We start from the raw sequence: 23,163 nt of genomic DNA on the forward strand, positions 1-23,163 counted from the left end.
GGAGGCGGCCGGCCCGGGCGGGGGTTGTATCGAGATCCCCATCTGTCAATGCTTGGCAAAAGTTCCGTGGGCATTTCACGGAATCAACAACTTCGAACAAGTACCGATGAAAATTCATGAGTTTCGTTGACACATTCCATCGGAAAATGTTTGCTACGTCACGTGAACCCGCCATTGCACCCCACTCGCCGGGACCTGTTCCGCCTGGCCGCCCTCGGCGGGCTCGCAGGCTCGGCGCTCGGCCCGCTGCTGCTCGCCGGGGACGCCCACGCCGCCACCACCTTCAGCCCGATCCGCCCGCCGGCCACCCCGCTCGCCGTGCGCTCGCCCTACCTGTCGACCTGGCTGCGGGCCGACACCCTCCCCGGCAACTGGCCGACGTTCTGGGCCGGCGCGGTCACCGCGATCACCGGCATCGTGCGCGTGGACGGCCAGCCGTACGTCTTCATGGGCGCCCCCTCCGGCGGCTGGCCCCTGGCGAGCCAGACCGGCCTCGTGGTCACCGCGACCCGCTCGACGTTCACCATCACGGCGGGCCCGGTGCGACTCGAGGTCGAGTTCTTCTCCCCGGTCGATCCGGCCAGCCTGCGCCGGCAGTCGGTGCCGATGTCGTACCTGAGCATCACCGCCGCCTCCGCGGACTCGGGCACGCACCAGGTGAGCCTCTACGTCGACGTGTCCGGCGAGTGGGCCCACGGCGACCGCTCCAAGCAGATCTCGTGGGCCACCCAGACCGCCGGCACCCAGCGCGTGCACACCTTCCAGCCGTCCGCGCCGTCGGTCCTGGCCGAGGCCGGCGACCAGGCCTCGTGGGGCACCGTCGTCTTCGCCACCGACGATGTCACCGGGCTGACCTGGCAGACCGGCGCCGACGCCACGGTGCGGGCCCAGGCCGCGAACGCGGGGACGCTGCCCAACACCGCCGACACCAACCAGCCCCGTGCGATCAACGCGAGCTGGCCGGTGTTCGCGTTCAACCGGGCACTCGGCGCCGTCGGGCCGGCCGGCAGCGGCCCGGTCGTCTTCGTCATCGGGCACGTGCGCACGCCCGCCGTGTCCTACCTCGGCGCCCAGCTCGACCCGTGGTGGCGCACCCAGTGGGCCGCCTGGCCGGACATGCTCGCCTGGTTCCGGGCCGACCGGGACACGGCCCGGGCCCTCGGCGCGGCCCTCGACGCGCAGGTCAGCGCCTGGGCGCAGGAGGCCGTCGGCGCCTCGCCGGCGGGGGAGCAGTACGCCGCCCTCTGCGCGCTCGCGGTGCGCCAGGCGTTCGGCGCCACCGAGGTGGTCAACCGCGGCGGCTCGCCCTGGGTGATGCTGAAGGAGATCTCCTCCAACGGCGACTTCAGCACCGTCGACGTCATGTACCCGGCGTTCCCCGCCTATCTGCGGCTCAGCCCGCGCTGGCTGGAGCTGCTGCTGGCCCCGCTGTTCGACTACACCGAGGTGCAGGGCTTCGACAAGCCGTTCGCCCCGCACGACCTCGGCGTGTACCCCAACGCCTTCGGCCGCATCGGCCAGGACGAGGAGGACATGCCGGTCGAGGAGTCGGCGAACATGCTCATCATGGTCGCCGCGCTGCTGCGGCGCATGCCCGCGGCGAAGGCGAGCGCGTACGCGACGGCCCACTACGCGAAGCTCAAGAGCTGGGCCGACTACCTCGTGGCGAACCTGCCGGACCCGGGCAACCAGAACCAGACCGACGACTTCACCGGGTTCATCGCGCACAGCGTGAACCTGGCCCTCAAGGGGATCGTGGGCATCGGGGCGATGGCCGACATCGCGCGCCGGGCCGGGCAGTCCTCGACCTACGCGGCGACCGCGCGGCAGTACATCGCGCAGTGGGCGTCCATGGCGCAGAACGGGGCGCACAGCCACCTGAAGCTGACGTACGACGGCGCGGACTCGACGTGGAGCCTGAAGTACAACGGCTTCGCCGACCGGGTCGCGGGCACCAATCTCGTGCCGCCGGCCGTCGCGGCCGAGGAGGCGAGCTGGTACCTGCAGAACCAGCACGCCTACGGGGTGCCGCTCGACCCTCGGCACACGTACACGAAGGTCGACTGGGAGCTGTGGACCGCGGCGTTCCTCACGGGGCAGATCGCGGCCCGGGACATGCTCATCGGCAAGGCGTACACCTTCGCGAACACGACCCCGTCGCGCGTGCCGTTCTCGGACTGGCACGACACCGACTCCGGCAACCAGAACGGCTTCACCGCGCGGCCGGTCATCGGCGGGGTCTTTGCCCTGCTGGCGTTGCGGCCCACGCTGAACGGCCTGACCGGGTCATGGCCGCTGGGCACGCCGGCCGCGTCCGAGCTCCCGGTGGTGCGCACCGACAACTCGTTCACGGTCATGGCCCGGGTCAAACCCTCCGACCTCGGCGGGTTCCGGACCGCGGTCAGCCAGGACGGTTCCCGGGTGAGCGGGTTCTACCTGCAGTACTCGGGCGCCGACTCCCGCTGGGCGTTCGCCATGACCGCCGCCGACGCCGACAACACCGGCTCGACCCGGGCGCTGTCCTCGGCCGCCCCGGCGCTCAACGTGGCCGTGCACCTGGCCGGGGTCTACGACGCCGAGGCCGGGCAGCTGCGGCTCTACGTCAACGGTGCGCTCCAGGGGCAGGTGGCGTACGCCTCCGGCTGGCCGGCCTCCGGTTCGCTCGTCATCGGCCGGGGCCGGTGGAACGGGGCCGCGGCCGACGCCTTCGCCGGCACCGTCGAGGACGTGCGCACCTACGACCACGCGCTGCCGGCCGCCACGATCGCCGCCGCCGCGGGCCTGGCCACGAGCCAGGTCGCGGCGTACTCCTTCGACGCCGCCGACGCGTCCCTGACCCTCAGTGGCGGCGCGGCGCTCGGCGGCGGCGGCTTCAGCGGCAACGCGCTGGTGCTCAACGGCAGCACCGGCTTCGCGGCCGCGGCCCGGCTGGTGGACACCGCGGCGAGCTTCTCCGTCTCGGCATGGGTCCAGCTCGCGGCGACGTCGAACTTCGCCACGGTGGCGGGCCAGGACGGCGCGCAGGCGAGCGGCTTCTATCTGCAGTACTCGGCGGCGGACAACGCGTGGGCGCTCGCGATGGTCGCCGCCGACACCGCGAACGCCGCGGCGACCCGGGCGGTGTCGCCGTTCCCGCCGCGGGCCGACGGGTGGACGCATCTCGTGGGGGTGCGCGATGCGTCCGCCGGCCGGCTGCGGCTCTACGTCGATGGGGTGCTCGTGGCGGATGCCGCCGCGGGTCCGGCGTGGGGTGCGGGCGGGGCGTTCACGATCGGCCGGGGCAAGTGGAACGGCGGCGACGCCGACCACTTCCCCGGCCGCATCGACCAGGTGAAGGTCTGGACCAGGGCATTGACCGACGCCGACGTCCGAGCGATCGCCTGAGCCGCATCTGGCAGTGAGTCTGCCTGTTGACCGGGGGCTGAGCACCGACGTACAACGTTGTGAGAGCGCTTTCTGTAAAGGAAGTTTATCGTGGCCGCCATCCACCGAACGCTCGCCGTCCTGCTGCTGCTCGTCGCCGGCCTGGCCGTCGCACCCGCACCCGCGCAGGCGGCGACCACCGTCTGCGCCCAGTACTGCGACACCCGCGACCCGTCCCAGGCTCGCCAGGAGACCTTCCCGGTCGGCACGCTGCTCATCAACAACCGCCGGATCGTGCTGCACCTGTCCGACCTCGACGGCATGGCGTGGGGCTCGATCGACGCCGGCACCGAGGGCGAGTCGGTCTGGCTCGACCGCACCTTCGACGGCGGCGCGACCTGGGACGGCCTGCTCGGCAAGGCGGCCATCCCGGCCACGTGGACCGGCACCCGGACCCTCATGTACAACCTCGCCGACCCCTCGCACCACCGCCGCGGCATGATCCGCGCCTGCGGCGACGCGCACGGCGTGGCCTGCACGAGCTGGGTGCACGCGTCCGTCTGCAACGCGACCTGCGACAACGCGAGCGGCGGAACCGACGCCGACCCGGTCCGCTCGGTGACGCTGAGCGGCCGGACCATCGCGCTGCACATCGACGCGGCGGGCATGGCCTGGGGCGCGATCACGAACAACCGGGCCGGCGACGAGGTGTGGCTGGACCGCTCCTTCGACGCCGGAGCCAGCTGGCCGGGTGGCTCATCATTGGGTCGTACCACCAGTGGCCGCACCAACCGCTTCAACGTCACCGACCCCACCTCGCTGCTCTACGGCGGGGCGATCCGCGCCTGCGGCCGGGCGGTCGAGGGCCAGAACGGCGCGTGCACGGCCTGGGCCCGCCCGTCCTCGGCTCGCCTGCGGGCCGCGGCCGACGCCCTCATGTACTCCTACGACCCGTACCCGGCCTGGTACCCGTCCAGCTGGTGGAACTCGGCGGTCGCGCTCAGCACGGTCATCCAGTACATCCGCCGCACCGGCGACCAGACCTACGCGTGGACGGTGAAGCGCACCTTCGACGTCAACCGGGTCGCCTTCCCGGCCGGCGCCCGCTCCAGCGACCCGGTCGACGGCCACTTCATCAGCCGCTCGATCGACGACACCGCCTGGTGGGGCCTGACCTGGGTCGACGCCTACGACCTGACGCACGACCAGACGTACCTGAACGAGGCCGTGACGATCGCCAATTACGTCGCCGGCTTCTGGGACACCGCGACGTGCGGCGGTGGCGTGTGGTGGGACCGCGAGCGGACCTACAAGAACGCGGTCACGATCGGGCTGTACCTGCGCCTGACCGCGGCCCTGCACAACCGCATCGCCGGCGACACCGCCTGGCTCAACAAGGCGACGACCGGCTGGGCCTGGTTCCAGAACAGCGGAATGATCAACAGCTCGAACCTGGTCAACGACGGCCTGACGTCGGCCTGCGCCAACAACGGCCAGACGGTGTGGACCTACAACCAGGGCCTGGCCATCGGCGCCGCGATGGAGCTCTACCGGGCCACGGGCAACACGGCCTACCAGGACGCGGCGCGCCGCCTGGGCACCGCCGCACTCGGTTCCGGCCTGGTGCGCAACGGCATCCTGACCGAGTCCTGCGACCCCGGTCAGTCCTGCGACGACAACCAGAAACAATTCAAGGGCGTGTTCATGCGGTACCTCGCCGAAGCCGGCCAGTTCCAGACCTTCGCCGACACTCAGGCCAACAGCCTGTGGTCGACCCGTGACTCCCTGAACCGTATCGGCAGCCGCTGGGCCGCGCCCCCGTCGCCGCCGGACTGGCGCACCCAGGCGAGCGCCCTGTCGGCCCTGCTGGTGGCCTCGTGAGCGCCCGTCACGCCCGGCACGTCGGCATCCTGCTCCAGTTGCGGTCGCGCCCGTGGGTCTCGGCGGCGGCGCTGTCCTGCCGCTTCGGCGTGGACGTGCGCACCATCTACCTCGACATCGACCTGCTGACCGCGGCGGGCCTGCCGATCGAGGCGGTGCCGGGCCGTGCGGGGGCGTATCGGCTGGCGGCGCACGCGGTGCTGCCGAACGTCGAGGAGCCGCTGGGCGACGCGCCGGAGCCGCTGGACCACTACCTGCGCGGGACTCGCAGCCGGGAGCAGCTGCGGCAGCTGGGGCAGCGCGCGTACGCCCGCCAGCAGCGGTTGCTCCTGCACCGCCTGGCGGGCTGATGTGGGGGCGCTCACCGGTTGAATGTCAGTTTGGTGAACGAGTTGAACCGGAGGTTAACGGCATGATGACAGCACCCTAACGAAAGGTGCTGTCATGTCGATCGACCGCGACTCTCGCAAGCCCAAGGCCGCCTGGTCCTCGCGCCGTGCCGAGAACGGGCGGGCCGAGCTCGTCATGCGCTGGGAGATGCCCGAGCGCCGGCCCGACTGAACCGCGCCGGCTTGACTGAACCGCGCCGGCTTGACTGAACCGCGCCGGCCCGACTGAGCCGCGCCGGCCCGACTGAGCCGCGACGGGCCGGCTGGGCCGCGACGGGCCGGCTGGGCCGCGACGGGCCGGCTGAGCCCGCGACGGCTTGACTGAACCGCGACGGTCCGCGCCTTGGGTCGGGCGGCGGTGCGGGCCATCCACGCGGCCGCACTTGAATTACCGGATTGGCGGCGTCGGTAATTCAATAATTCGGTAATCCAATAATTCAGCCGGGCCAGTGGCGGCTGCCCAGGGCGATCAGGCGCAGCTGGCGGTCGGCCATGTCGATTGTGTCGGACGCGGCGGCCTCGTCGCCAGGGGGCAGCTCCAGCAGGGCGGCGGCGGTCTGCACCATGTGGTCGACGATCAGCGTGGCCAGCATTCGCACGTCCTGCGCCTCCCAGCGCTCCAGTGCCGCGACGTGCGGGAGGCGGTGGGTCAGCAGGTCCGTGGCCAGCTCCGCGGCCGAGAGGTCGAGCTGCTCGCGGATCGCACGGCGGACGGGGGCGACCCCGCCGTGCCGCTCCCGCGCGATGAACCGGAAGTGCTCCCGGCGCTCGTGCAGCTGGGCGACGAGCACGGACAGCGATCGGCCGATGACGGCGTCACTGTCGGCGATGCCGTCCCGGACCGCGCGTACCGCCGTGCGCAGGCCACCCAGGCACTGCTCGACCAGCGCCACGCCCAGGCTCGCGACATCGGGGAAGTGCCGGTAGAAGGCGGTGGGCACGATGCCGACCTCGCGGGTGAGCTCGCGCAGGCCGAGGCTGTCCAGGCTGCGGTCCTCGAGCAGCCGCAGGGCGGTGTCGAGCAACGCCTGACGGGTGTGGGCCTTCTGTTCGACGCGGGTATGGGGCACGTCACTCAGTAAACACCTGTGCACCGAATCGACGGACACCTAGGCTCGCAACTGAGTGAACAACTGTCCACTGAAATGGAGTGACCGATGGCTTTGCTCATCGCAGCGGTGCTCGTCGCGCTGCTCGTCGTCGGGCCGGCCGCGCTGACCGGGCACCCGCTGCTCCTGCTGGTCGGCGTCGCGCTAGCCGGCGCCGTACTCTTGGTCGCCCGGCGGTGGCCGCTCCGCCGGCTGCGTGACCGATGAGGGGACTGGCCGTGACGGAGCGGAGTGTGACGGCGCCGGAGGTGAAGCGACGCCGGCCGGATGACCGGATCGTGGCCTCACTGGTACTCGGTGTAGCCGGCCTGTTCTTCTTCAACGTCGTGTTCGGGCCGTTCGCGGTGGTGCTCGGGCTGTGGGCACTGCGCCGGCCGTCGAACGGGCGCGCCGGCCGCGGGTTCGCCGCGCTCGGGGTCGTCCTGGGCCTCGCCGACCTGGTGGTGCTGGCCGTGCTCGTCGCCGCCCGGGCGCGCACCGGAGACCTGCTGCACGTCCCGGCCTGACCGATGCCGGGTGACGCTCGGTGCGGAGGCATGTGCGCCGCGGCGTCACCCTGAAGATGCGTGTGAATGAACAGGCGGCTGCACTGTCGGTGCGGTGCGGTGTGGTGCGGTGCGGTGCGCGGTGTGGTGCGGTGTGGTGCGGAACGATTGTCGCCGTCGCCGTCGCCGTCGCCGCGTCGGCCCTTCGGCCCGACCGCCGCCGCGCCGGCCCTTCGGCCCGACCGCCGGCCCTTCGGCCCGACCGCCGACGCGCCGGGCCTCCTCGGCGAGCTCCAACGTAGGGACGGGTTTGTGTGGTGCCGCTCGTCGGCGCAGGTGACGTGCGCGTCGCGGCGTAAGTGTGGAGGCGTGCAGGTCTCGGCATGACCGCGTCAGGATGTGCGGGGTCCCGACTGAGCGCGAATGGCGGCTGCGTGTTGGTGCGAGCGGAAGGAACCCGCCGCACGTCCCGGTCACAGAGCGTGAAAGTCCGGGCGTGCGGCGGGAAACCTCGCCGTTAACTCAACAGGCCGCGTCCGCGCCGGCCACGTTGACCGCCGTCCAGGCACGCTGCACGGCCTTGTACTCGGCTCCGCACTGACCGTACAGATCCGAGGCCGCCGCGAGCGTGTACGCGCGAGCGGTGTTGCCGGGGTTGGCGTCGTTGACGTACGAGGTGCTCGACGTGAAGTACACGTCCAGCGCCCGGTACCAGATCGCGGCCGCCTTCTCGCGGCCGATGCCCGTCACCGGGCCGGCGTTGCCGCAGACGGGGCTGGTGCCGTACTTCGTCTTGCCCGTGCCCTCGGCCAGGTCGAAGAAGAAGTGGTTGGCCACGCCCGAGGAGTAGTGCACGTCCACGTCCTTCGTGGTCGCCGACCAGCAGCCGTGGGAGTAGCCGTCTCGTGGCGGGTCGTACATGTACCGCAGCGGCGTCCCGTTGCCGTTGAGATCGATGCTCTCCGCGATGTCGTAGTCACCGGGGTCGGCCGGGTTGTTGGCGTAGAACTCGACCATCGTGCCGAAGATGTCGCTCGTGGCCTCGTTGAGCCCGCCGGACTCGCCGGCGTAGGTGAGGTCGTTCGGCACGCTGTGCTGGGTGACCCCGTGCGTCATCTCGTGGGCGGCGACGTCGAGCTCGACGATCGGGTGCGCGTTGTCCCGGCCGTCGCCGTAGTTCATCTGCTTGCCGTCCCAGTACGCGTTCTCCAGGCCGTCGCCCACGTGCACGCGGGACACGACCCCGCGGCCGTTGTTCGCCACGCCCTTACGCCCGAAGGACTTCAGGTAGTAGTCGTACGTGACCTGAGCGCCATAGGCGACGTCGACCGCGGCGCTCTGCGGGTCGTCGGCCTTGCCGTTACCCCACGTGTTGTCGGCGTCGCTGATCTGGGTGCACGGCCCGCTCTCCTGGTGCTTCATGTCGCACACGGAGGCGCGCCCGCGGGTCGTGTCGATCATCCGGTACTGGTTGCCGAACTTCTGTGTCTCGAGACTCACCTGCCCGCTGTAGAGGCTGTGCCCGGTCCCCGCGATCGTCTCGATCTCGTCCCACTGCCCGATCACGGCCCCGGAGTGCGCGTCCGTGAGCACGTGCAGCCGTGACGGGGTGCGGCCGTCCTTGGCCGTACCGACGACGAGGCTCTCCCAGGCGAGCCGCCCGGCGCCGGTGGAGGCCTCGACGAGCAGCTTCTGCCCCTGCAGCTGGGCGATCTTGCCGGTGAACCGCTCCCGGGCCTTCGTGGCGGCGTCCGCGGCCGAGACCTTCGGCGCGGTGTCGACCTTGAGCGGCGCGAGGATCCCGTTGGAGCTGCCCTTGTACTGTCCGTCGGCCCCGAGGTGCACGATGACGTCCCCGCCGTACACCGGAAGCCCATGGTAAGTGCGCGTGTACCGAACGTGCTTTGTTCCGTCCGTGTCGGGCCGGAACGCGAAGTAACCGAACGTGTCCTCGGGTGCGGCCTTCACATCGGCCAGGTGCGTGTCGAGGGCCTTGCGGACCGGGGCGGCCGCGGGCGGCTCGGCTTCCGGGGTCGCCGAAGCGTCCACCTCGACGGTGTCCGATTCGGCGCTCGGGGAGCCTTCCGCCGCGACGTTCACGGACTTGGGTGCGTCGTTACAGCCGGCAAGGACGACCGCCGAGGCGGTGAGTGTTATCAGTAATCGACGAGCAGTTGACATGTGGGTATTCCTACTTGCTGGAAGCCGATCAAGTCAGTCGCGCGCCGGACGGTGGCACAAAGCCGCTAGTTAATCCGAGCAACCCCTCCGCAACCTGCGAGGTGCGGCCGCAAAGAGCGTGCGGGTGTACGCGCGAATCGCACGCGTCGCGGAAGGCGTGAAGCGGCGCACGGACGGGAACGCCGGAACATGGCGAAGGCCGGCCACCAGTGGTGACCGGCCTTGAGCCAGGGGTAGCCCTTGTCGTGCTCAGTTGGCCGCGACGCCGAACTGGCCGCCACCGGCGTGGAACTCGGTGCCGTCGACGAACGACTTGCCGAAGCTCTGCTCGAGCTGGTCGAGCTCGCCGAAGCTGGCCTGGTGGGCGTTCTCGCTGCCCTCGGCGGCGAAGACGTGGTCGTCGGAGGTCGCGTCGTGCGAGTAGTTCGTGTAGTCGTCCGACTCGTAGTGCACGGCCGCCGGCGCGTCGTACTCGACGTGGTGACCCTGCGAGAAGTCCGTCGACTCCGCGTTGTGGTGGTCCTGCTCGTACACGCCGTACTGGTTGTTGTAGTCGGCCTCCGAACCCTGCGCCTGGTGCAGCTGGTCCAGCTGGCCGTGCTCCTGACCGGCGTCGTAGTGGCCGTAGTCGACGTCGCCGTGACCCGTGTCGCCCATGTCGTAGTCGCTCATCGTGCTCTCCCCTGGAAGTCGTTGTCGCTGTTGAGGAATACGTTACGGAGTCCCGGCGGCCGTCGAATCCCGGAAACGTGCCACCACCGCGGAGCGCACAAGGGCCTCCAGGTCGTCGCGCGACTGCAGCATCGGGTACGCGTCCACCAGGTCGACCATCACGTCCAGGACCACCTCCTCCTCCAGCGCCGCGGGGTCGTCGGGGCCGACCTTGGAGCGGGCGCTCGCCACGCGGGCCGGGTTCACCAGGGTCGCGGCGAGCGGGGCGACGGCGGCGGGGGAGATGTGCGGGTCCCACGGCTGGGCCTCGGCGAAGCGGGCCTCGTCGAACTCGGGGATCTTGCGCTTGAGGACGGGGCGGGTCGCCAGCGGCAGGCGCGCGTCGGGGCGCAGGACGAGCCCCTCGGCGAGGTTGCCGTCCAGCGGCGGCAGGCCGTGCAGCGCCGGAACCCGGGTCGGGAAGCGGATCGGCACGGCGTCCACTGTGGACCTGGTGCCGCGGGCGAGCAGTGGTACGACGTCCACGCCCGATTCCGCGGCGATCGCGGCGAGGTCGGCGTACAACCACACCGGGCCGTCGTCGGTGACCGCGTCGAACAGGGCGAACCGGATGCCGGGGCTGTACCAGACGCCCGTCTGCACCGGACTGGCGCCGGGCACCGGGTCGGCGCCGGGGTAATGGCCGCCGTACAGCTCGCCGTAGAGCCGCACCGACGTGCCCCCGCGGCCGAGGGCGGCCCGGGCGGCCCGTTCCAGCGTCGAGCGCAGCAGTTGCCAGCCGAAGAACGCTTCGTCATCGCGTAGCCACGCTTTGCGTTTGCCGACCCGCAGCGCCGTCCCGTCGTAGGCGATTACTAGCTGTGCACCGTGGATTTTCTCGGTGGCGATCCACGGGCCGGCCGTGGAGGCGTTCGCCAGCACGGCGGGGATCTTCGGGTAGGTCACGTGCTCCACCGGGAGAGTTTCCCCGATTCCAGGTCGACGCGGTGGATCCGGTGGACCCGGCGGAGGCGGGCGGACACGGCGGACCCCGGCTGGCGCGGCGGGCGCGGGGGGAGGCGGCAGCAGGCGCGGTGGAGGCGCGCAGGAGGGCGCGGTGGACCCGGCGCAGGCGGGCGAACGCGGCGGACCCCGGCGTCCGCGGCGGGCGCGGCGGACCCCGGCGTCCGCGGCGGGCGCGGCGGACCCCGGCGTCCGCGGCGGGCGCGGCGGACCCGAGATGGGAGCCGCCCCGCCGGGAATCAGGCCCGGCAAGGCTGGCACCGGAGCTACGGGGCGAAGTCGGGTATCGCCTCGCGGGCGTGCCCGGCCCGTCCCTTCGGCTCCTCCCACTCCTCCTGCCGCCCGAGCGCGGTCAGGTCCAGCAGCGCGTACGCGCCGCCGAAGTCGGTGCCGCGGGCGTACGTCGAGTAGGTGTGGAACACGTCGTCACCGTCGGTGAGGAAGCAGCTGAACCCGGGGAGCTCCGGCGAGCCGATCACAGGCAGTGCGCGGTAGTTGTACACGGCCGGCTTCACCGCCTCGTCGAACGACACGTCGAAGTCGAAGTTGAAGTCGTCGCCGTGGGAGGAGTACCACGGGATGTCCCAGCCGCGCGTCGCGGCGTAGGCGGCGAGCTTCGCGTAGGGTGCCCGGGACACGAGCACGAACGTGGTGCTGCGGTTGTGCAGGTGCTCCAGCAGCGCCGGGGCGATCTCGTCGATGCTCGCGGTGCAGGCGGGGCAGGCCGCGTCCCACTCCGGGTCGAACATCACGTGCTGCACGATGAGCTGCGCCCGCCCCGCGAACAGGTCCGCGAGCCCGGCCGGGCCCTCGGCGCCGTGGAAGCGGTACGGCTTGGCTACCCGCACCATCGGCAACCGCCGCCGCTCGCTGTTGATGCGGTCCAGCTCGCGCCGGGCCTCCTTTTCCCGCTCCAGCAGCGCGAGCCGCGCCGCGAGCCACTCGTCCCGCGAGACGATCTCCGGAAGCGTCATCGTTTCCCTCCTGACGGTGAGCGAACAGTCCTCCTCCCATTACGACGGTCGGGCGCGCGCGAAACGGACGAACGAGGGGGCGGAAAACCGGCGAACGAGGGGGGAGAAACGGAACGAGCGGGCGGAGAACCGGCGAACGAGGGGCGGAAACAGCACGCGGGTGGAGCACCGGGGATCAGGCGGGCGGAGAGCCGGGGAACGAGGGGCGGAAACAGCACGCGGGTGGAGCACCGGGGATCAGGCGGGCGGAGAGCCGGGGAACGAGGGGCGGAAACAGCACGCGGGTGGAGCACCGGCGATCAGGCAGGCGGAGAGCCGGCGACCGAGGGCAGCACGAATTGCCGCAGCACGGCGAGCGGGGTCTTCCACTGCTCGTCCCCGTCATAGTTCCCCGCGGTCACGGCGACAACCAGGCCCAGCTCAGGCAGGATGAAGAGGCGCTGCCCGCCGTTGCCCATGGCGGCCCACATCCGGTGGCCGTCGACCGGCTCGATGTACCACTGGTAGCCGTACTCCCCGCCCCACGAGTTCGGCAGGCGGGGCTCCAGCATGGTGCGCACCCACGCCGCGGGCACGATGCCGGCGCCCTCGGCCAGGACCAGTTCGCCGATGCGGACCAGCGAGCGCGGGGTCAGCCGCAGGCCCGACGCCGCCGAGGCGACGCCGTCGGCGCCGGTGATCCACTCGAAGGCGTCGATGCCGAGCGGGTCGAAGAGCTTCGCGCGGGCGTACTCGGGCAACGCGACCCCGGTCCCGTCGGCGATGAGCGCGCCGAGGAGGGCCGTCGCGCCGCCGCAGTAGGACCAGCGGGTGCCGGGCGGCTCCAGCACGGGGCGGGACAGGACGTACCGGTAGCGGTCGGGCGCCAGCTCCATCGCGATCTCGGCGTTGTCCGGGCTGGTGTAGGGCAGGTCCTCGCGCCACTGCAGGCCCAGCGACATGGTGAGCGCGTGCTCGACGGTGAGGCGGGCGCGCTCGGGCTCGGCGGCGAGGTCGGGGTAGCGCGGGAAGTACCGCAGCAATGGCTCGGACGGGTCCGGCACCAGGCCCTCGGCGAGCGCGATGCCGTACAACAGCGCCGTGATGCTCTTGGTCACCGACCTGATGTCGTGCAGCGTCCCGGGTCCGAAGCCGACGACGCCGAGCGGCTGACCCCAGGTGCTGTCCGCCCCGGAACCGTAGTGCTCCAGCACGACCGAGCCGTCGCGCACGGCCACGGCGCCGTGCAGTCCTTCGAGCGTATCGAGTGTCGTCATAGGGAGGTTGTACCGTGGCCCGGGAGTCCCGGGCCACGGCAATTTGGCGAAACCTAGACCCGCGTCCACTTCTGGTTGCCGCCGCCGGTGCAGTCCCACAGCTGCAGCTGCGAGCCGTTGGCGGTGCCGTGCCCGGCCACGTCGACGCACTTGTTGGCGTTGATGTTCACCAGGTCGCCCGCGGCGGTCAGGGTGAACCGCTGGGCGGCGGTGCCGTTGCAGGTGTAGAGCTGGATCGCGGTGCCGTTCGCGGTGCCGGCGGCGGCCGCGTCCATGCACTTGCCCAGCGCCCGCACGGTGCCGTCCGAGCCGATCGTCCACTGCTGGGCGGTGGTGCCGTTGCAGTCGTACACCTGCAGCCGCGCCCCGTCGACCGGGTTCGCCGACGGCACGTCGATGCAGCGGCCGCTCTCGTTGCCGCGCAGCGCGTTGCCGCCCGGCGGTGGGGTGCTCGTCGTGCTGACGTGCACGTAGTCGACGAGCATGCGGTTCACCGACGGGGTGGAGCCGTCGGGGCTGCCGGGGAAGTTCCCGCCGACGGCCAGGTTGAGGATGATGAAGAACGGGTGGTCGTACACCCACGGGTTGCCGCGGGTGCTGGCGGGAGTGGCGCGGAAGTACTCCGAGCCGTCGATCGTCCAGACGATGAGGTTCGGCGACCAGTCGACGGCGAACACGTGGTACGCGTTGCCGAGCGCCTGGCCGATGTTGCGGGTGCCGCCGACCGCGTTGCCGCCGGAGTACCCGGGGCCGTGGATGGTGCCGTAGACCGTGTTCGGGTCGCGGCCCACGTTCTCCATGATGTCGATCTCGCCGTCGCCCGGCCAGTTGCTGCCGCCGAGCATCCAGAACGCCGGCCACAGCCCGTTGCCCTTCGGCACCTGGATGCGGGCCTCGACGCGGCCGTACTGCTGGGTGAACTTCCCGGCCGTCTGGATGCGCCCGGAGGTCCACTGGCACGTGCCGTACCAGCAGCTGTGCCCGCCGCTCTCGCGCCGGGCCTCGATGACCAGGTGCCCCTGGCCGTCCTGATACACGTTGCTGGTGCCGCTGTTGTAGTACTCCAGCTCGGAGTTGCCGAAGCCCCCGCCGCCGGTGTCGAAGTTCCACTTCGACGTGTCGACGCCCTGGCCGGACGCCCCGCTGAAGTCCTCGTTCCACACGACCGCGGCCTGCGCGGCGCCGGGTGACGCCACCACGATCAGGCCGGTCGCGGCGATCGTTGCCATCAGCGCGGCGGACGCCAATGACCTGAGCCTTCGCATCTGCTTACCTCCCAGGCGGATTAGTGAGGTTACTTAACAGATCTATCGGAGGCTATGCGGAGCGCAACGCATCGTCAATATGCGACTTGAACTAAGACACGCATTGACAACTGACAGTTAACTTTCCTATCGTCGCTGGCCAAGAGGCTCACCCCCACACCCGAAGGAGCCCCTATGCGCCGATCCGCCCTAGCCATCGCGGCGGTCACGGTCGCCGCCGGCGCCGCCGTGGCCTTCGCCGTCCAGCCGTCCGCCAGCGCCGCCACGCTGCCGAACGGCTTCCGCAGCATCGGGTACATGCCGTCCTGGGCCGGCAGCGCCACCGCGATCCAGTACAGCAAGCTGACCCACGTCAACTACGCCTTCGTCCTGCCCAACAGCAACGGCAGCCTCGGCGCCGTGGACAACCCGTCCAAGCTGCAGCAGATCGTCTCGCTCGGCCACGCCGCGAACACCAAGGTGTCGCTGTCGATCGGCGGCTGGAACGACGGCAACGACTCCGCCTTCGAGACCCTGGCCGGCAACGCCACCGCCCGGACCGCGTTCGTCAACAACGTCGTCAACCTCGTCAACCAGTACAACCTCGACGGCGTCGACATCGACTGGGAGTACCCGGACCCGGGCACGTCCGGCAACAACTACACCGCGCTCATGTCCCAGCTGAGCACCGCGATGCACAGCCGCGGCAAGCTGCTCACCGCCGCCGTGGTCTCCGAGGGCGGCACCGCCAACGGGGTGCAGCCGGCCGTGTTCGGCTACGTCGACTGGCTCAACATCATGACCTACGACGGCGGCAGCCCGCACGCCAACTACGACTGGTCCGTCGCCGCCGTGAACTTCTGGAAGGGCCGCGGCCTGCCCGCGAGCAAGGCCGTCATCGGGGTGCCGATCTACTCGCGGCCGAGCTACCTCACCTACGCCGACCTGGTCTCGCGGGACCCGGCCAACGCCAACCGCGACTGCGTCACCATCAACGGCTCCAACGAGTGCTACAACGGCCTCGGTACCGTGCGCCGCAAGACCCAGTGGGCCATGGCCAACGGCGGCGGCATCATGTTCTGGGAGCTCTCGCAGGACGCGACCGGCGCCAACTCGCTGATCAGCGCGGCCTACGAGACGGCGACGGGCGGCACCCCGCCGCCGACCACCCCGCCGGCGGGCCGCACCGGGCGCATCACGGGCCTCGCGGGCAAGTGCGTGGACGTCGCCGCGGCGTCCGCGGCGAACGGGGCGGCGATCCAGCTGTACACCTGCAACGGCACGACCGCCCAGAACTGGACGGTGGCGTCGGACGGATCCCTGCGCGCGCTCGGCAAGTGCATGGACGTCACCTCGGCCGGCACCGCCAACGGCACGAAGATCCAGCTGTGGGACTGCAACGGTACCGGCGCGCAGAAGTGGCAGTACAACAGCGGCAACAGCACCCTCGTGAACACCGCGTCGGGCCGCTGCCTCGACGTGACCGACAACAGCTCCGCCGACGGCGCGCGGCTGCAGATCTGGGACTGCTTCGCCGGCGCCAACCAGCGCTGGACGCTGCCGTAGCACGCGGCGGCGCGCGGCCCCGTACGACGCTCGTACGAGCGTGTCCGGGGATCCGCGCGCCGCTGTCCGGCCGGCCCGCCGGTCCGCTTCGCTGGTGGTATGAAGCTGATCGTCGTGCTGATCGTGCCGGGAGCCCTACCGGGAGCCCCGCCGGAAGCCCAGCCGGCGGCCCCGGCCTGGGCCGGTTTGACCTGCCGCGAGCGGGAGGTCGCCGCCCTCGTCGGCCGGGCGCTGACGAACCGGCAGATCGCCCGCCGCCTCGGGATCTCGACCCACACCGTCAACTTCCACCTGCGGCGCATCTTCGGCAAGCTCGGCATCCAGTCGCGGGTGCACCTCGCGCAGATCGCCAAGACCCACGCGGGCGCCGGCTGATCAGGCCGGCGCCTCCAGGTCGGCCGCGGCCCGAGCGGTCGCCGGATGCCCGCGGCTGAGCACCCGGCGGCGGGCGGCCAGCACCTCCTCCAGCCCGGCGCGCGCCGCGGCGGCGTCGCCGAGATCCCGCCGGGTCAGCGCCAGGCGGTGCCGCGACACGAGCGTCGCCGGGTGCTCCGGCCCCAGCGTCCGCGCCCGCCGGGCGAGCACCTCCCGGGTCAGGGCCTCGGCCTCGGCGGCGCGGCCGAGCCCGTGGCGGACGTCGGCGAGGCCCTGCAACGCGTTGAGGGTCCGCGGATGGTCCTCGCCGAGGACCCGGCCGCTGGTCGCCGCGAGCGCCTCGAACTCGGCCTCGGCCGCCGCCAGCTCGCCGCGGTCGCGGCGCAGCCGGGCCAGGTGGAACAGCGTGACGAGCGACGCCGGGTGATCCGCCCCGAGCCGCCGGCGACGGGCGTGCAGGACGTGCCCGAGCACCTGTTCGGCCGCGTCGAGCCGGCCCTGGGCCCGCATGACGTCGCCGACGTTGTTGAGGCTCGTGAGCGTGTCGAGGTGCTCCTCGCCGAGGACCCGGCGGCGCTGTTCGAGCACCTCCCGGAACACCCGCTCGGCGTCGGCGAGCTGCCCGTCGTCACGCAGGACCCGGCCCAGATAGTGCGCGGTCGTCATGGTGTCGGGATGCTCCGGGCCGAGCAGCCGGCGCCGGGCCGCGAGCGTCGCGTGCAGCTCCCGCTTGGCGGGGTTGTACTCGCCGGTGTCGTACATGGAGCGGCCGAGCTCGTTGCGCAGCGCGAGCACCGTCGCGTCGGTGCGCCCGACGACCGGCCCGGCCTCGGCGATCAGCGCCGCGGCCTGGGCCCGGGCGCGGCGGCTCTGCCCGGCGGCCCGCAGGTAGCGCACCGCGAGCAGCGCCGGCTCCAGCACGTCGGGGCCGGTGCCGGGCGGCGCGATCCGGTGGTCGCGGATCAGGTCCAGGGGCGCGCCGCAGTGCTCGGCCAGGGCCGACCAGGTCGACCAGGAGGCCGGGTGCTTCGGGTCGAGGTCCTGCACCGCCGCCCGCAGCAGCGCGACGAGCGCGGCGAGGTAGGTGTCCGGATCGCCGTCGACGTCGTCGTTGCGCCGCGACGCCTCGCGGACCAGCGGATGCATCAGCAGCGTCTCGCCCGCCGGGTCGCCGCCGGGGTCGAGGAGCCCGACGTCCGCGAGCCCGCGCACGGCCCGCCACAGCCGCCGCGCGGTCAGCCCGGCGAACGGCGCGTGGGCCGCCAGGACGTCGGCGCGCAGCAGGCTCGGGGGCACGGCGGCCGGGCGCAGGCACGACAGCAGCCGCAGCACCGGACGGGCCTGGGGCAGGCCGCGCGCGGCCAGCAGATCCAGCGACAGTTCCCAGGTCCGCCCGACGATCTCGCGAGTGCGGCCGTGGCCGGGACCGGCGGCGCCTTCGTCCTCGTCCTCGTCGAGCAGGCGCAGCGGGCCGGCGCGGTCCAGGGCGGCCGCGTAGTCGTCGAACGTCCGCACCTCGGTCCCGCCGGCGAGGCCCGGCGGCATGGTGGCGACCTCGCCCAGGTATCGCCCGGCGATCCCGAGGGCCAGCGGCAACCCGCCCAGCCGGTGGGCGAGGCGCCGGGCCGCGTCCGCCGGGCCCGCGGCCGGCCCGGCCAGCTCCCGCAGCACCTGCCCGCCCAGCGCCGCGTCGAGGGAGGGCACCGGGTGCAGCTCGAACCAGGGCGGGTCGCCGCCGGCCCAGGTGCGCCCGCCGCCGTCGCGGGTGGTGACGACGACCGCGCCGTGGCCGCCGGCGATCGGCCGCAGCCAGCCGTTGCCGTCGGTGACCTCGGCGCCCGGGAGGCTCAGCACCGCCCGCGGATCGTCGACGTCGTCCACGACCAGCAGCCACGGCCGGTCGTGCGCCGCCAGCCGCCGCCACACCTGGTCCGGCAGGCTGCCGACGCGCAGCTCGTCGGGCGTGGCGCCGAGGTCGATGGCGACGGCGTGCATGCCGGTCGTGAACAGCGCCGGGCGGACGGCCGAGACCCACCACACGGTGACGCCGCGGCGCTCGGCGGCACGGGCGAGCGCGAGCGCCACGGTGCTCTTGCCCGACCCGCCGAGCCCGTGCAGCACGTGCACCCGCGCGGCCGGGTCGCCGGTGCGAGGCTGGTCGAGATCCCGTTCCAGCCGCGCCAGCAGCGACGCCCGGCCGCGGATGCCCGGCTGCCGGTTCAGCCGCTCCGTCGGCGCCCGGGTCGAGACCACGGCCGGCGTGTCCATCGCGCCGTCGGACTCGGCGGCGGCCGGAGCGCTCGCGGCCGGCGGCGGCGCGGGTAGTGCCGCGGGTGGCTGGCCCCGCCGCGCGCGGCGCAGCCCGTGGAGCCACTGCGCGACGACGGCCGGATCGGTGGCGCCACAGGCCGCGAGGATCCGCTCGAACTGCCCGGCCGGCGATCGGCCCGGCAGGTGCGTGCCGGCGAAGTAGCCGCCCAGGGTGCTCGCCGGGACGCCGCTGCGGGCGGCGACGTCGCGGATGGTCAGGCCGGCTCCGTCGCGCAGGAGACCCAGCTCGCGGGCGAAGCCGTGCCGATCAGCGATCCGGTCCGGCCGCGGCTGTGCCGCCGGCGTCTCCTCCGGCACCGGGCACCTCCTCCGCGCTCGTCGGGTGTCTCCGTTGTACCGTGCCGTCGCGGGACCGGCCAAGGTGCCGGAGCCCATCGACGGCCGCCGCGACCGACGCCGCCACGGTCAGCAGCCGCAGCACCCAGGCCGCGCGTCCGTCGGGCAGGTCGAGGCCCTGCAGCACGGCCGCCACGACGGCCAGGGCGCGCACGGCGGCGCGGCCGGCCGTCGCGAGGCGGGAGCGGATCATGGCCACCTCCGGTTGACGTTCCCCTCCACGATCGGCTGCCCGGCCGCGAGCGGTTGACGGTGCGCGCACAGGTCGGGCAAGGTCGGACGACGGCAAGCCGGACTCGTACAGGAGCGGCCACGGGATGGACGAGCTGCGCAGCTGGTTGGAACGGGCGGCCGGGAGCGAAGAGCCGGATGTCGTACTGGACCCCGCCGCACTGGCCGTGCTGCGGCGCGCCGCGCTCGGCGTGGACCCCGACGACCTCGACACCGCGCTGCTGATCGGGCTGGGGCATTGGCTGCGGTACCTGCACCTGCCCGAGGGCGAGGACGAGGCGGACCTGGACCGGGCCGCGCACTGGCTCGGTCTCGTGTTCCCCTGGGCGCCCGACCAGGTCCCGCCGTCGATGCACGAGGGTCTGGCCCGCACCGTCCCGCCGGCCGGCACCGACCCCGACGCCTGGAGCGCCGAGGCCGCCCGGCTCCTCACGAGCCGGTCGGGCCGCACACCGGCGCTGCTCGACCGGGCGATCCGGCTCCTGCGCGAGGCGGCGGCGCGGGGCAGCGGCCCCCAGCGCGCCGTCTACCTGGTGAACCTGTGCAGCGCCCAGCAGAACCGGTTCCGGGCCACCGGCGACGTGAGCGCGGTGGACGAGGCCGTCGCGGCCGGGTCGGAGGCGGTGCGGGTGGCCGCCGCCGAAGTGCTCCCGGCCGCCGAGGGCAATCTCGGGGCGGCGCTGCGGCTGCGGTACGAGACCCTCGGCCGCGACGCCGATCTGGCCGCCGCCGTCGAGCACGGCCGGGCCGCCCTCGCCGCCGCGCCGCCGGACGATCCGCGGGACGTGACCTACCGTTCGAGCCTGTCCTCCGCGCTGCAGGCCCGCTACGACCGGTTCGGCGACCCGGACGACCTCGGCGAGGCGATCGTCCTCGGCGAGGCGGTGCTGGCCCGGGAGCCGGCCGGCAGCCCGTCGCGCGCCGGGCACCTGTCGAACCTCGGCATCGGCCTGCGGCAGCGGTACCTGCTCACGGGCGACGCCGACGACCTGCGCCGGTCGATCGAGGCCGGCGCCGCGGCCGTGGACGCCGCGCACGACACCGACCCGGACGCGTCGGCCTACCGCTCCAACCTCTCCGCCGCACTGCGGGACCGCTTCGACCGCGACCGCGACCCCGCCGATCTCGACGTGGCGATCGAGCTGCTCGAGGCCGCCGTCGGGGGCGTGCCGGAGGGCCACCCGAAGCGGCCCGGCTACCTGTCGAACCTGGGCACCCTGCGGCGGCACCGGGCCGAGCTCGCCGGCGACCCGTCCGACTACGACGCGGCGGTCGAGGCCACGGCGGCGGCCGTGGACGCGGCGCGCGATGGCGACCCGGACCTGCCGATCATCCTGACCGCGCTGGCCCTGGCGCACAACGCTCGGTTCGCGGCCGGCGGCGACCCGGCCGACCTGCGGGACACGGTCGCGGCGGCCGAGCGGGCCACCGCCCTGGCGCCCGAGGGCAGCCCCGACCGGGCGCGGGTCCTGTCGACGCTGAGCAACGCGCTCCGGCTGCGGTTCGAGGTGCTCGGCCGGCGCGCCGACCTCGACTCGGCGGTCGACCTCGCGTCCGCGGCCGTCCGGGCGACGCCGCCGGGCCACGTGCAGCGCCCCGCCTACCTCGCCCACCTGGCCAACGCGCTGCACGGCCGGTTCGAGGACACCGGCGCCCTCGCCGACCTCGACCAGGCCGTCGACTACGCCGCGCAGGCCGCCGACGCCGCCGGGCAGATCGGCGCCGACGAGGGCCTGCACCGGGCGAACCTGTGCGGATTCCTCAAGGATCGCTACGACCGCGACGGCCGGGTCGTCGACCTCGAGGGGGCGGTGCTCGCCGGCCGGGCCGCGGTCGCGGCGACGTCGGCCGGGCACGCGGAGCGCGCCACCGCGCTGTCGAACCTGAGCAACGCGACGCTCGCGCTGGCCGAGGAGACCGGCGGTGACCCGCGCGCCGGCGTGGACCTGGCGGCCGAGGCGCTGCACGCGGCCGCCGCCGGCCACCCCGACCGGCCGCGGCTGGCCAACAACCTCGCGGCGGCCACGCTCATGCTGTTCGAGCGCGACGGGCGGCCCGAGGATCTGGACCGGGCCCTCGCGGCGAGCGAGGAGGCGGTCGCCGCGACCCCGCCGGAGAGCGTCTATCGCGCCTCCCGGCTCGGCAACCTCGCGCAGATCCTGGTCCGCACCCATGCCCGCGACGGTTCCGCCGCCACGCTCGATCGCGCGTTCGCCGCCTTCGCGGAGGGGGCGGTGGGAGCGTCCGCGCCGGCGCTGCGCCGGGCCTTGCAGGGCAGGGCGCTGGCCCGGCTCGCCGGGCGCACCGGACGGTGGGATCGGGCCCGGGACGCCTGGGCGGGCGTGCTGGAGCTGCTGCCCGCGCTAGTCGACCGGGCGCTGTCGCCCGTGGACCGGCGGCGGCACCTGGAGCTGCTCAACGGCCTCGGCCCGGAGGCGGCCTCGGCCGCCATCCACTGCGGCGACCTGCCGGGCGCGTGGGCGGCGCTGGAGGCCGGCCGGGGCGTCCTGCTGGCCCAGTCGCTGCAGACCCGCGCGGACGACGGGCTGCTCGAACGGCTCGACCCGCAGCTGCACGCCGAGCTGGAACGGCTGCGCGCGGCGCTCCACGCGCCCTCCGGCGACGACAGCGCGCTGCTGCCGGCGCTGGAGGCGGCCCGCCGGGGCGCCGAGCGCCGGAGGGCGGCCGAGCGGTGGACGGCACTGCTGGAACGGATCCGCCGGCGGCCGGGGCTGGAGCGGTTCGGCCGCCCGCCGACCTTCGACGAGCTGCGCGCGGCGGCCGCGGGCGGCACCGTCGTGGCGCTCATCGTCACCGCGGCCGGCGTCGCGGCGCTGACCCTGACCGCGGAGGGCGCCGGCGAGGTACGGCTGGAGGCGACCGAGGACGAGGTCGTGGCCAACGTCAACGCGCTGCTGGCGAGCGAGTCGGACCCGGACCCGGTCGCGGCCGGCCGGCGGCGCGCGGACGTGCTGGCCTGGCTCCGGTCCGCGATCGGCGAGCCGGTGCTGCGCCACCTCGGCCACGCGGGCACCCCGCCGCCCGGCTCGCCGTGGCCGCGGGTGTGGTGGATGCCGACCGGGCCGCTCGCCCTGCTCCCGATCCACGCGGTGGCGCTCGACCACGTCGTGTCGTCGTACACGCCGACCGTGGCGACGCTGCGCCATCAGCGCGCCCGAGCCGGGTCCGGCCCGGCCCGCCGGGCGGTGGTCGTCGGGGTCGGCGAAGCGGCCGGGCTGCCGCGGCTGCGCCTGGCCGCCGCGGAGGCCCGGGACGTGGCGCTGCGGCTCGGGTCCACGCCGCTGATCGACGCGGCGGCGAGCGCCCCGGCGGTGCGGGCCGCGCTGCCCGGCGCGACGCACGCCCACTTCGCCTGCCACGCCGTCACCGATGCGACCGACCCGGGCCGGGGCCGGCTGGAGGTGCACGCCGGCTCGCTGAGCGTTCCCGAGCTCGCGGCGCTCAGCGTGCCGCGCGGCGAGCTGGCCTACCTGTCGGCGTGCGCGACCGCGTTCGGCGGCACCGTGCTGCTGGACGAGTCGATCCACGTCGCGTCCGGGCTGCAGCTCGCCGGGTTCCGCCACGTCGTCGGCACGCTGTGGCCGGTCTCGGACGACGCGGCGCCGGACGTCGCCGCGGCGTTCTACGCGGCGGTGGACGCCGGGGCGGACCCGGCGAGCGCGCTGCACGCCGTCGTGCTCGACCTCCGGCGCCGCCACCCGGCCGCCATCGCGCTGTGGGCGTCGCACGTCCACTTCGGACCCTGAG

The 23,163-nt window shown here is 73.3% G+C and carries 17 protein-coding genes; 8 read left to right on the forward strand and 9 right to left on the reverse strand.

Annotation, left to right across the window (positions count from 1 at the left end; all coding sequences use genetic code 11):
- Positions 1 to 162: 162 nt before the first annotated feature.
- The 3 genes from AC6JBM_RS09535 (at position 163) to AC6JBM_RS09545 (ending at position 5,594) form a co-directional block, all read left to right on the forward strand.
- The gene (locus AC6JBM_RS09535) at positions 163 to 3,384 is read left to right on the forward strand and encodes a glutaminase domain-containing protein (protein ID WP_497983229.1); all 3,222 of its coding nucleotides are present in this window, start codon (positions 163 to 165) and stop codon (positions 3,382 to 3,384) included.
- A 90-nt stretch (positions 3,385 to 3,474) separates the two neighbouring features.
- Positions 3,475 to 5,244, forward strand: a complete 1,770-nt coding sequence (locus AC6JBM_RS09540) for a glycoside hydrolase family 76 protein (RefSeq protein WP_497983230.1) — start codon at positions 3,475 to 3,477, stop codon at positions 5,242 to 5,244.
- Complete coding sequence (locus AC6JBM_RS09545) at positions 5,241 to 5,594, forward strand: helix-turn-helix transcriptional regulator (RefSeq protein ID WP_350624184.1); 354 nt, start codon at positions 5,241 to 5,243, stop codon at positions 5,592 to 5,594. The genes AC6JBM_RS09540 and AC6JBM_RS09545 overlap by 4 nt, the downstream gene beginning before the upstream one ends.
- A gap of 476 nt (positions 5,595 to 6,070) precedes the next feature.
- On the opposite strand, the gene AC6JBM_RS09550 is transcribed toward AC6JBM_RS09545, so the two are convergent.
- Positions 6,071 to 6,703, reverse strand: a complete 633-nt coding sequence (locus AC6JBM_RS09550) for a TetR family transcriptional regulator (RefSeq protein ID WP_497983231.1) — start codon at positions 6,701 to 6,703, stop codon at positions 6,071 to 6,073.
- Between the two features lie 87 nt (positions 6,704 to 6,790).
- On the opposite strand from AC6JBM_RS09550, the gene AC6JBM_RS09555 reads away from it, so the two are divergent.
- Together AC6JBM_RS09555 and AC6JBM_RS09560 are read left to right on the forward strand one after the other, a co-directional pair.
- Positions 6,791 to 6,949 (forward strand): hypothetical protein, encoded by a 159-nt coding sequence (locus AC6JBM_RS09555; RefSeq protein ID WP_350624192.1) that lies wholly within the window; start codon positions 6,791 to 6,793, stop codon positions 6,947 to 6,949.
- A gap of 11 nt (positions 6,950 to 6,960) precedes the next feature.
- Positions 6,961 to 7,248 (forward strand): DUF4190 domain-containing protein, encoded by a 288-nt coding sequence (locus AC6JBM_RS09560; RefSeq protein ID WP_497983232.1) that lies wholly within the window; start codon positions 6,961 to 6,963, stop codon positions 7,246 to 7,248.
- 501 nt (positions 7,249 to 7,749) lie between these two features.
- On the opposite strand, the gene AC6JBM_RS09565 is transcribed toward AC6JBM_RS09560, so the two are convergent.
- The 6 genes from AC6JBM_RS09565 to AC6JBM_RS09590 all read right to left on the reverse strand — a co-directional run bounded on the left by AC6JBM_RS09565 (position 7,750) and on the right by AC6JBM_RS09590 (position 14,577).
- Entirely contained in the window at positions 7,750 to 9,327 is a 1,578-nt protein-coding gene (locus AC6JBM_RS09565; protein WP_497983233.1) for a M4 family metallopeptidase, read from the reverse strand.
- A 330-nt stretch (positions 9,328 to 9,657) separates the two neighbouring features.
- Entirely contained in the window at positions 9,658 to 10,080 is a 423-nt protein-coding gene (locus AC6JBM_RS09570) for a hypothetical protein (protein WP_497983234.1), read from the reverse strand.
- 42 nt (positions 10,081 to 10,122) lie between these two features.
- Positions 10,123 to 11,034 (reverse strand): RNA ligase family protein, encoded by a 912-nt coding sequence (locus AC6JBM_RS09575; RefSeq protein ID WP_497983235.1) that lies wholly within the window; start codon positions 11,032 to 11,034, stop codon positions 10,123 to 10,125.
- Between the two features lie 314 nt (positions 11,035 to 11,348).
- Positions 11,349 to 12,056 (reverse strand): DUF899 domain-containing protein, encoded by a 708-nt coding sequence (locus tag AC6JBM_RS09580; RefSeq protein ID WP_497983236.1) that lies wholly within the window; start codon positions 12,054 to 12,056, stop codon positions 11,349 to 11,351.
- A 299-nt stretch (positions 12,057 to 12,355) separates the two neighbouring features.
- Positions 12,356 to 13,312, reverse strand: a complete 957-nt coding sequence (locus AC6JBM_RS09585) for a serine hydrolase domain-containing protein (protein WP_497983237.1) — start codon at positions 13,310 to 13,312, stop codon at positions 12,356 to 12,358.
- A 53-nt stretch (positions 13,313 to 13,365) separates the two neighbouring features.
- Positions 13,366 to 14,577, reverse strand: coding sequence for a ricin-type beta-trefoil lectin domain protein (locus AC6JBM_RS09590; protein WP_497983238.1), 1,212 nt, complete (start codon positions 14,575 to 14,577; stop codon positions 13,366 to 13,368).
- 174 nt (positions 14,578 to 14,751) lie between these two features.
- Here AC6JBM_RS09590 and AC6JBM_RS09595 point away from each other — a divergent pair, with 174 nt between their 5' ends.
- Both AC6JBM_RS09595 and AC6JBM_RS09600 read left to right on the forward strand, forming a co-directional pair.
- A complete protein-coding gene (locus tag AC6JBM_RS09595) occupies positions 14,752 to 16,122 on the forward strand; it encodes a glycosyl hydrolase family 18 protein (RefSeq protein WP_497983239.1) in 1,371 nt (456 codons plus the stop codon).
- 99 nt (positions 16,123 to 16,221) lie between these two features.
- Positions 16,222 to 16,497 (forward strand): helix-turn-helix domain-containing protein, encoded by a 276-nt coding sequence (locus AC6JBM_RS09600; RefSeq protein WP_497983240.1) that lies wholly within the window; start codon positions 16,222 to 16,224, stop codon positions 16,495 to 16,497.
- Here the strand turns inward: AC6JBM_RS09600 and AC6JBM_RS09605 are convergent, their stop codons facing one another.
- Together AC6JBM_RS09605 and AC6JBM_RS09610 are read right to left on the reverse strand one after the other, a co-directional pair.
- On the reverse strand, positions 16,498 to 19,125 hold the full coding sequence (locus AC6JBM_RS09605; RefSeq protein WP_497983241.1) for a tetratricopeptide repeat protein: 2,628 nt from the start codon (positions 19,123 to 19,125) through the stop codon (positions 16,498 to 16,500). It lies immediately after the preceding gene.
- The gene (locus tag AC6JBM_RS09610) at positions 19,076 to 19,357 is read right to left on the reverse strand and encodes a hypothetical protein (protein ID WP_350623152.1); all 282 of its coding nucleotides are present in this window, start codon (positions 19,355 to 19,357) and stop codon (positions 19,076 to 19,078) included. Before AC6JBM_RS09610 ends, AC6JBM_RS09605 begins: the two co-directional genes overlap by 50 nt.
- A gap of 124 nt (positions 19,358 to 19,481) precedes the next feature.
- Between AC6JBM_RS09610 and AC6JBM_RS09615 the strand changes: the two genes are divergently transcribed.
- The gene (locus tag AC6JBM_RS09615; protein ID WP_497983242.1) at positions 19,482 to 23,162 is read left to right on the forward strand and encodes a CHAT domain-containing protein; all 3,681 of its coding nucleotides are present in this window, start codon (positions 19,482 to 19,484) and stop codon (positions 23,160 to 23,162) included.
- Position 23,163 lies beyond the last annotated feature (1 nt).

This window comes from Dactylosporangium thailandense, assembly GCF_059739745.1.